Origin of the sequence: Sphingobium sp. IP1, from assembly GCF_002708645.1 — a bacterium.
In the GTDB taxonomy this organism is placed as follows: Bacteria; Pseudomonadota; Alphaproteobacteria; order Sphingomonadales; family Sphingomonadaceae; genus Sphingobium; species Sphingobium yanoikuyae.
In genome coordinates this window covers 1-9,493 of record NZ_NOIW01000154.1, presented here as the reverse complement: position 1 = coordinate 9,493, position 9,493 = coordinate 1, and the positions used below count along the sequence as shown (strand labels likewise).

Sequence of the window (9,493 nt, the reverse complement as noted above, 5' to 3'; positions counted from 1 at the left end):
GTTGTCGAAAAGTCGTATCATTGATAATGGTGATGGTTTTGCAGAAGAAGACTGTAGCGTCGCGTTTGAGCGCCGTGCATCTATTTATATTAAAGATAGAGCGCCCGCCGGCAGCATCAGAACCCTCTACGTCGGAGGCGTAAGATGTGTATAAGAAACAGCCCCCCGCCTGCGGGAGGGGAGCAGGTAAGAAAAATGACCACGACCTCCCCCGATCTTTCTGGCGCCACCTTCGTCAATATCGGCGAGCGCACCAATGTCACCGGCTCCGCCAAGTTCAAGAAGCTGATCATGGCCGGCGACTATGCCGCGGCGATCGACATCGCCCGCGAGCAGGTCGAAAATGGCGCGCAGATCGTCGACGTGAACATGGACGAGGGCCTGCTCGACGCGGTCGAGGCGATGACCACTTTCCTGAAGCTCATGACATCGGAACCGGATATCAGCCGCGTGCCGGTGATGATCGACAGTTCCAAATGGGAAGTGATCGAGGCGGGCTTGAAATGCGTCTCCGGCAAGCCGGTGGTCAACTCGATCAGCATGAAGGAGGGCGAGGAGGCCTTCCTGCATCATGCGAAACTCTGCATGGCCTATGGCGCGGCCGTGGTCGTCATGGCCTTCGACGAAACCGGCCAGGCCGACACCCAGGCCCGCAAGGTCGAGATTTGCGAGCGCGCCTACAAGCTGCTGATGACGATCGGCTTCCCGCCCGAGGACATCATCTTCGATCCCAATATCTTCGCCGTCGCGACGGGAATCGAGGAGCATAACAACTACGGCGTCGACTTTATCGAGGCCTGCCGCGAGATCAAGAAGCGCTGCCCGCACGTCCATATCTCGGGCGGCCTGTCCAACTTCTCCTTCTCCTTCCGCGGCAACGAACCGGTGCGCCGGGCGATGCACTCGGTCTTCCTCTATCACGCCATCCCCGCCGGCCTCGACATGGCGATCGTCAATGCCGGCCAGCTCGACGTCTATGACGCGATCGACCCGGCGCTGCGCCAGGCGTGCGAGGATGTGCTGCTGAACAGCGATCCCGAAGCCGGCGACCGCCTCGTTGCGCTCGCGGAAAGCTTCAAGGGCAAGGACGCCGCATCGGAAAAGGCCGCGCAGGAATGGCGCGGCTGGCCGGTCGCCAAGCGCCTCGAACATGCGCTGGTCAAGGGCATCGACATGTACGTCGTGGAAGACACCGAGGAATGCCGCCTCGCCGCCGAAAAACCGATCCAGGTGATCGAAGGCCCGCTGATGGACGGCATGAACGTGGTCGGCGACCTGTTCGGCGCGGGCAAGATGTTCCTGCCCCAGGTAGTGAAATCCGCCCGCGTCATGAAGAAGGCGGTGGCGCATCTGCTCCCCTATATCGAGGCCGCCAAGGAACCCGGCGCCAAGGGCAAGGGCAAGATCATCATGGCCACCGTCAAGGGCGACGTCCATGACATCGGCAAGAATATCGTCGGCGTCGTGCTCCAGTGCAACGGCTTCGAGGTGATCGACATGGGCGTGATGGTGCCCTGGCAGGACATCATCAAGGCCGCGAACGAGAATGACGCCGACATGATCGGCCTGTCCGGCCTCATCACCCCCTCGCTCGACGAGATGGTGACGGTGGCGGCGGAAATGCAGCGCGCCAACATGACCATGCCGCTGCTGATCGGCGGCGCGACCACTTCGCGCGTCCACACCGCGCTGCGCATCGACCCGGCCTTCACCGGCCCGGTCGTCCATGTGTTGGACGCCAGCCGCGCCGTCGGCGTCGCCACCGCCCTGGTCTCCGAAACGCAGAAGGCCGATTTCGTCCAGAAGACCAAGGACGATTATGAGCATGTCCGCGTCGCCCGCGCGAACAAGGGGCAGAGCCAGCTCCTGTCGCTCGAGGACGCCCGCGCCAACGCCTTCGAAATGGACGAGAGCCTGAAGGCACCGCGCCCGCTGCTGCCCGGCACCCACCGCTTCCCCGACTGGGATCTGAAGGATCTGGTCAATTATATCGACTGGACCCCCTTCTTCCGTGCCTGGGAACTGGCCGGCAATTATCCCGCCATCCTGGAGGACGAGATTGTCGGCGAAAGCGCCCGCAGCCTGTTCGCCGATGCGCAGAAGATGCTGGGCAAGATCATCGACGAGAAATGGCTGACCGCGCGCGGTGTCGCGGGCCTGTGGCCGTGCCGTCGTCAGGGCGACGACATCATCGTCCATGTCGAGGACGAGAAGCACTACACCCTGCCGATGCTGCGCCAGCAGATCGCCAAGCGCGAAGGCCGGGCGAATATGTGCCTCGCCGACTTCATCAGCCATGATGGCGACTGGATGGGTGGCTTTGCCGTGTCGATCCATGGCATCGAGCCGCATCTGGCCCGCTTCAAGAATGCGATCGACGACTATTCGGATATCCTGCTCAAGGCGCTGGCCGACCGTCTCGCCGAAGCCTTCGCCGAACGTCTCCACCATTATGTCCGCACCGCGCTCTGGGGCTATGCCGAGGGCGAGCAGCTGACCAACGAGGCGCTGATCAAGGAAGAATATCGCGGCATCCGCCCGGCGCCCGGCTATCCGGCCTGCCCGGAACATAGTCTGAAGCCGATCCTGTTCGAGATGCTGGACGCCCATCATGCGACCGGCGCGACCCTGACCGAAAGCTTCGCCATGCTGCCGACCGCGGCGGTCAGCGGCTTCTATTTCGGCCACCAGCAGGCCGAATATTTCGGCGTCGCCCGCGTCGGCCGCGACCAGCTCGAAGATTATGCCCAGCGCCGCGGCATCGACCTGGAAACCGCCGAACGCTATCTGCGCCCGAACCTGGACTGACGCCCGGCGCCTCCCTCCATCGGGGGTGGTCGCCTGCTTCCCCATGCCCGGCGGTGCCATGCGCGCCTCCGGGTAATTGCGGTCTTGCGCGCGGGGGGCGGTCGATGGCTAAGTGCCGCCGACGACAGGCATGGGGGCAGGATGGCACGGCATCTCGACGAGCGGACGTTGCGGGTGGTCGGCTGGATCGCGACCGTCACCGCCATCCTCATGTATGGTTCCTATCTGGACCAGATCCGGATGAACCTGGCCGGGGACAAGGGATCGGTGATCCAGCCGCTGGCGACCGTGCTCAATACCTGTCTGTGGGCGGCCTATGGCTGGCTGCACAAGGACAAGGATTGGCCGATCATCGTCGCCAATGTGCCCGGCATCATCCTGGGCGCGACTTGCCTCTACACCGCGCTTTAGGGCTGATCTTTACCCGGTTTGCTTGAAACTAAGTCGCAATTGCATTCATGTTGCAGATGCGTAATAGGCTGGGCTTTCGGATGGCAGCCAACGGAGCCCAGGTGACCAAGCGCATATTGTTCCAGATCCACTGGTTCCTGGGGATCACTGCCGGTCTGGTGCTGGCGCTGATGGGCGTGACCGGCGCGACCATGAGCTTCGAGGACGAGATCAGCGAGGCGTTGTCGCCGCGCCTCTATGCGCCCGGCGTGCCTTCCAAACCCGACCTGTCGCCCGACCAGTTGATCGCCAGGGTGCAGGCCGACAATCCGGGCTATTATATCGCGCGGCTGGATTGGGAAATGGCGCGCGACCGGTCGCACAGCGTGCGCCTGTCGTCGAGCGAAGGGCGCGGCCGCAAGCAGGGGCAGGTCGATCGAGCCACCGGCGCTTGGCTGGGCGCACCGGCGGGCGAAGGCTTTTTCCATCTGATGGACGATCTGCATCGCTGGCTGGCGCTGCCGGGCGGCGGCAATGGCATTGGTCGGCAGATCACCGCCTTCAGCGCGATTGCGCTGATCTTCTTCGCTCTGTCCGGCCTTTATCTGCGCTGGCCGCGGCAGGCGCTGGACTGGCGCGCCTGGCTGGTGCTCGACCTGCGCAAGACCGGGCGCAACCTGTGGCGCGCGCTGCATGTCGTGATCGGCACCTGGGTGTTGCTCTTCTATCTGCTGAGTGCGCTCACCGGCCTGTGGTGGAGCTATGACTGGTATCGGCAGGGGGTGATATACGGCCTGACCGGCAAGACGCCGAGCGAGGAAGGGCGGCGTTCGGAAAAGCGCGACGGGATCGCGCCGCGACCGCCGATCGACCCGGCCTGGACCGCCTTCCGCCGCGCCACCGGCAATGACTATATCTGGGTGCGGATCACCCAGCCGGCGCCGTCGCAGCCGATGAAGACGATCAGCTTCGACGCCCGGCCCGAAGGCGCGCGCCATCTGCGCCAGACCGACAAATATAGCTATGATCCGGCCAGCTATGCGCTGGAGAAGCGCGATCTCTATGATCGCCGGCCGCTGGGCGTGATCATCACCCAGAGCGTCTATGAACTGCATCGCGGCGCCTTTTTCGGGCTGCCCGGCCGGATCATCATGATGCTGACCAGCCTCACCATGCCGCTGTTCACGGTGACCGGCTTCCTGCTCTATCTCTCGCGCCGCAAGCGCAAGCAGGCGGCGCGGGCGCTGGCCGGCGATGTCGCGACGGTTGCAGGCGGCGACATCGGCGGCGGCGACCTGCTGATCGCCTATGCCAGCCAGACCGGGACGGCCGAGATCCGCGCGCGCAACGCGGCGCAGGCGCTGGCCCATGGCGGGGTGCGGGCACAGGTGGTGCCGGTCGGCCGGCTGACGCGCGACATGCTGGCAGGGGCGCAGCGCATCCTGTTCGTCGTTTCGACCTATGGCGAGGGTGAGCCGCCGGACATGGCGCGCGGCTTTGCCAGCCGGTTGCTGCGTGGCGGGGCGATCGATCTTGGCCATCTCCATTATGGCGTGCTGGCGATCGGCGACCGGGAATATCCCGATTTCTGCGCCTTCGGCATCGCGGTCGACGGCTGGATGGTGGGGGCGGGCGCGCAGCCGCTCTTCCCGCTGATCGCCATGGGGCATGAAGATGAAGCGGCGGAGCGGGCCTGGCACGATGCGCTGCATGATCTGGGCGCAGGTGAGGGCGATCGGGGCCAGATGGTGATCCCGTTCACGCCGTGGCGACTGGTGGCGCGCCATGCGCTCAATCCGGACAGCCCGGCGCTCACCGCCTATCATCTGCAGTTCGAGCCGGTGGGTACGGATGTGCCCGAATGGCAGGCGGGCGATATCGTGGAACTGCAGCCCTGCAACGCGCCCGAGGCGGTCGAGGCGCTGCTGGCCAGCCAGGCGCCCGAGGGCGACCTGATCGCGGTGCCGGCGGCGTTGCGGGCGGAACTGGCACGCGCGATGCTGCCCGAAGCCGGAACCCCGCTCACCATGGCAGAAGCGCGGGCGCTGCGCCCGCTGCCGGCGCGCGAATATTCGGCGGCGTCGATCATGGCCGATGGCGTGCTGGACCTGGTGGTGCGGCAGGTGCGCGATGGGGACGGGCGGCTGGGCATCGGCTCGGGCTGGCTGACCGCGCATATGGCGCCGGGCGAGACGACGATGATGCGGGTGCGGCCCAATCCGGGCTTCCGCACCGATCCGGCGTCGCGCGGCGCGATGATCCTGATCGGCAATGGCACCGGCATTGCCGGGCTGCGTGCCCATCTGCGCGCTGCCGCCCATGACGGGATGGGCGGCCACTGGCTGCTGTTCGGCGAGCGCAGCCGGGCGCATGAGCGTTATTTCGATGCGGAATTGTCGGCCTGGCTGGCGGACGGCACGCTGGCACGGCTGGACCGCAGCTTCTCACGCGATGCGGATTGCGGCCGCTATGTCCAGCATCTGCTGGCGGACGCCGGCGCGGAACTGCGCGAACGGATCGGCCAGGGCGCGACCATCCTGGTCTGCGGCAGCCTGGAAGGCATGGCGCAGAGCGTCCATGAGGCGCTGATCGCGATCCTGGGCGAGGCGACGCTCAACGATCTGGCCGAGGCCGGCCGCTACAAGCGCGACGTCTATTGAGGGCGGATTGGAAGCGACCAGAAGCTGCCATTGTCACCCCGGCCTTGAGCCGGGGTCCCGCTTCTTTATCTGTTGCATAGAAAAGTGGGATGCCGGGTCAAGCCCGGCATGACGGATGTGGGTAGGGCGGCTAACGACCATTTTTGGTCGTTCAGTCAGATGATCCGCAACGCTGGGTCCGGCCACTCATTCAGATTACAAGTTGAAAGCTGCATGATCAAATGTGGTGGTTAAGTGCCGCTCGGAAGGTTTTCATGATCGTCAGCTATCCTGCCCCGGAACTTCACGTCCGGCTGATCAATATCCTGCTCGGCGTCACTCCACCGAAGTTGGGCCGCATCAACGACTTCGCTCCCCATGTGAGCAACGAAAGCGGTGGTCAGTGCAGCTTTGTGGCGCTCATATTCAGCCAGGTTTGGATTGACGTTGTCGGCAAGCAGAAGCCATTCAACGAACTGTCCCGCATGAACCGGGCCGCTTGGCGGAATGAGGTTTGTAACGTGAAGCGGCTCTCCCCGCTTCATGCATCCGCAGAACCCCCAAACGACGCACGCCGTGTGCATCAGCCCGTCAAAACCCGTCTTGCTCATTTGAGACGTTTAGCTGTTTCCCAAATTGTCCGCCACTTGACGATTGTTGCCAAATGATTTTTCCATGCAACGTCAGCTTTCGCCGATCATCTGCCCAGAAGCAGACTGTCGACCTTCCACCCATTCCCGCCCTCTGGGGCGCCACCCCGCCTGAAGTCGGCCTCAGTCGGCGAGCATCGCGGCGAGGGTGGGGGTCATATATTCCTGGCCGCCGGTTTCGGTGCGCAGGATGAGGCGGGCGGCGAGGTTGTGGCGGGTGGCGAGGGCCATGCCGCGATCGGCGCCCAGCACGGTGATCGCGGTCGCCCAGGCGTCGGCCAGCATGGCAGAGGTGTGGAGCACGGTGACGGCGGCGACGCCCTCCGCAATGGGCGCGCCGGTCGCGGGATCGATGCTGTGCGACAGGCGGCGATCGCCCTCCATCCGGTAACGGCGATAATCGCCCGAACTGGCCATGGAAAGGCCGCAGAGCGCGACCCGCAGCGTCGGGAGGTCGAGGCCCGGCGGCACTTCGGCATCGACCCACCAGGGCTGGATATCGGGCTTCACCCCCTCGCCGCGCAGTTCGCCGCCAATCTCGATCAGGAAATTGATGAGGCCGAGGGCGCGCAGGCAGGCCGCGACCGCATCGACGGCATAGCCCTTGGCAATGCCGGAAAAATCGAGCGCGACGTCGGCGGTGCGGCGGGCGCGGTCGCCATTGAGTTCGATGCAGGTCCAGGGCGCGATCGAGGCGGTGGCGCTACCGCCGGCGAGGGCCGGGCCGAAGCCCCAGCGCGCGACGATGCCGCCGATCGCCGGGTCGAAGGCGCCGTTCGACAGGCGGGCCATGGCAAGGCCCGCGCGCAGCACGCCCATCATCGCGGGCGGCAGGCGGGTCCATTGGCCGATCGGGCTGCGGTTGAAGCGGCTGATGTCGGAGCCGGCTTCCCAATTGCTCATCTCGTTGATGACGGCAGCCAGCACGGCCTCGACATGGGTTTGGCAGTCGGCGGGCGGATCGACGATGCGGGCCGACCATGTGGTGCCCATGGTCGGTCCGCCCAAAGCGACGATAGCGCCCTGACGCTGGCGCCCGGCAAATTGCTCGGGCGACAGGTCGGGCGCTATCGCGATCCGGACGGGATGGCCGGCGGGCCGGGTCAGGGCGCCAGCACTTCCAGCGTGGTGATGTAGGAGGCGCGCTTCTGCGGCGGGCCGGCCGGCGGTGCAGGCGGTGCGCCCTCCGGCTTGCCGCCCTGCGCGCCCGGACCACCGGGACCGCCGGGGCCACCTTCACGGCCACCGCCGGTGCTGGCGTTCAGCCAGTACATGCCGGGGGCGCCCCATTTGACGGCCAGCTTGCCATCCTTGTCGGTGACGAGGTCCATCTGGCCCAGCGCATCGCGATAGCGGATGCCGCCGGGAATGACGGTGACCTTGAGGTCGGCGGCGGGCTTGCCGTCGAGCAGGAACTGGAAGGTCGCGGTCTCGCCCGACACCAGGTCATTGGGATGGGTCACCGGGACCAGTTCGATGCCGGTGCCGGTCGGCTTGAAGATGGTGCTGGTCGGCGCGCCCAGCGTCACGAAGATCTCGTTGCGGTTGCTCGCCTCGGCGGTCTGGACATTGGTGGCGCCGGCGGGGATCGCCTGGGCCAGATTGGCCTTGGTGGTGCCGCGCGGCAGGCGCTCCTGCTTGCCGTTGAGGGTGTAGCTGCCCATCACCATGGTCGAGACATTGGCGATGCGATAGGTGCCGGGCTTGGTCAGATGCACGTCGAAGGTCGAGCGATATTTGCCGGTGGCGGCATTTTCGATCTTGCCGGTGGTGCCATCCGGCTCGGTCACGGCGATGCCGTCGGTGCGCATCGGGAAATGTTCGAAATAGAAGAGGTCGTTGGAGACCGCCGCGTCGACCGTCACCCAGCTGTCGGTGCCCGACAGGGTGGTGGAGGAGGGCAGCATCCACTGGCGGTGCGCCTGGGCCGCGCCGGAGAGCATCAGGGCGGCAAGCGCGCCCGCGATCAGATATTTGGCTTTCATGGTCTTTGTCCCCTGTTACTTGCCGAAGCTGACGCTGACGGCGCCGAGTTCGCTGCTGCCCTGTGCCTTGGCGGCGACGCCGGGCTTGGCCGGCCAGGTGAAGGGCAGGCGGACCAGTTCGCGGCCGCCGACTTCACGGGCGGCTTCCACCACCAGCGTATATTTGCCCGGACCCAGGGCGCCGAGCGGCCCCTTGCCGGCGGTGAAGGCGATCTTCTGGTCGCCCGGCGCGCGGGTCGCGCCCGACACGCCATCGGCCGGGAAGCTCATCGTGCGGCCGGACACGCGCCACCACTGGCGAATGTCGCGCAGCCATTTTGTGCCTTCGCCCTTGGCCTTGTCGACATCATACCAGACCGCGAGCGTGCGGGGGGCGGCGCCCTCCTTCTCCAGCCAGATGGCGACATAGGGGCGGTGATATTCGGCGACCGACAGGCGCGGGATATTGACCGTGACGGTCATGGTCTGCGCGGCGGCCGGCGCGGCCAGCGCGCCGGTGGCGCCGAGCGCGGCACCGCCGGACAGGATGAGCTTGGGACTGATCTGCATGGAAAGATGGACCCCCGTTAGTGGATGAAGAGGATGGCGAGCAGCGCGGGCAGCGCAAGCCCGATCGCGACCAGCGGCCAGGTGCTCGGCCGCTTGGCGGCGTGAAGCTGGAGCAGCAGCAGGCCGGTCAGCGCGAACAGGAAGCAGGCGACGGCGAAGATATCGATGAACCATTTCCACACGGTGCCGGCATTGCGGCCCTTGTGCAGGTCGTTGAGATAGCTGACCCAGCCACGGCTGGTCGCTTCGCTGGTGACCTTGCCGTCATGCCGGTCGATCGACACCCAGCCATCGCCGCCGGGACGCGGCAGGGCGAGATAGACTTCGTCCGCCGACCATTCCGCCTCGCCCGCGCCGCTCTGGCCGATTTCCTTTTCGACCCATTGGGCGATCGGGGCGGGCAGGGGCTTCTTGGCATCGGGCGCGTCATCGGCCGCGACCAGCTTCAGCAGCGGGGCGGGCAGGGTGGCGC

General features: G+C 65.8%; 8 protein-coding genes. 4 read left to right on the top strand and 4 right to left on the bottom strand.

Annotated elements, in window-relative coordinates; genetic code table 11:
- Nucleotides 1–195: 195 nt before the first annotated feature.
- The 4 genes from metH (at nucleotide 196) to CG471_RS30380 (ending at nucleotide 6,505) form a co-directional block, all read left to right on the top strand.
- Nucleotides 196–2,808 (top strand): methionine synthase, encoded by a 2,613-nt coding sequence (gene metH / locus CG471_RS27535; protein ID WP_099234417.1) that lies wholly within the window; start codon nucleotides 196–198, stop codon nucleotides 2,806–2,808.
- A 141-nt stretch (nucleotides 2,809–2,949) separates the two neighbouring features.
- The gene (locus CG471_RS27530) at nucleotides 2,950–3,219 is read left to right on the top strand and encodes a SemiSWEET family transporter (RefSeq protein ID WP_004210495.1); all 270 of its coding nucleotides are present in this window, start codon (nucleotides 2,950–2,952) and stop codon (nucleotides 3,217–3,219) included.
- Between the two features lie 80 nt (nucleotides 3,220–3,299).
- Entirely contained in the window at nucleotides 3,300–5,858 is a 2,559-nt protein-coding gene (locus CG471_RS27525; RefSeq protein ID WP_099234416.1) for a sulfite reductase flavoprotein subunit alpha, read from the top strand.
- Nucleotides 5,859–6,112: 254 nt separating this feature from the next.
- The gene (locus tag CG471_RS30380) at nucleotides 6,113–6,505 is read left to right on the top strand and encodes a hypothetical protein (RefSeq protein WP_143560292.1); all 393 of its coding nucleotides are present in this window, start codon (nucleotides 6,113–6,115) and stop codon (nucleotides 6,503–6,505) included.
- Nucleotides 6,506–6,610: 105 nt separating this feature from the next.
- Here the strand turns inward: CG471_RS30380 and CG471_RS27515 are convergent, their stop codons facing one another.
- The 4 genes from CG471_RS27515 to CG471_RS27500 form a co-directional block, all read right to left on the bottom strand.
- Nucleotides 6,611–7,480: an FAD:protein FMN transferase gene (locus CG471_RS27515; RefSeq protein ID WP_099234414.1), complete on the bottom strand. Its 870-nt coding sequence runs from the start codon at nucleotides 7,478–7,480 to the stop codon at nucleotides 6,611–6,613.
- A 110-nt stretch (nucleotides 7,481–7,590) separates the two neighbouring features.
- Nucleotides 7,591–8,472, bottom strand: coding sequence for a DUF4198 domain-containing protein (locus tag CG471_RS27510; protein WP_099234413.1), 882 nt, complete (start codon nucleotides 8,470–8,472; stop codon nucleotides 7,591–7,593).
- 15 nt (nucleotides 8,473–8,487) lie between these two features.
- Nucleotides 8,488–9,021 carry a DUF2271 domain-containing protein gene (locus tag CG471_RS27505; RefSeq protein WP_069336671.1) on the bottom strand — a complete coding sequence of 178 codons (534 nt, stop codon included), beginning with the start codon at nucleotides 9,019–9,021 and terminating at the stop codon, nucleotides 8,488–8,490.
- Between the two features lie 17 nt (nucleotides 9,022–9,038).
- The coding region (locus CG471_RS27500; protein WP_099234412.1) for a PepSY-associated TM helix domain-containing protein at nucleotides 9,039–9,493 on the bottom strand (455 nt) is incomplete at its 5' end.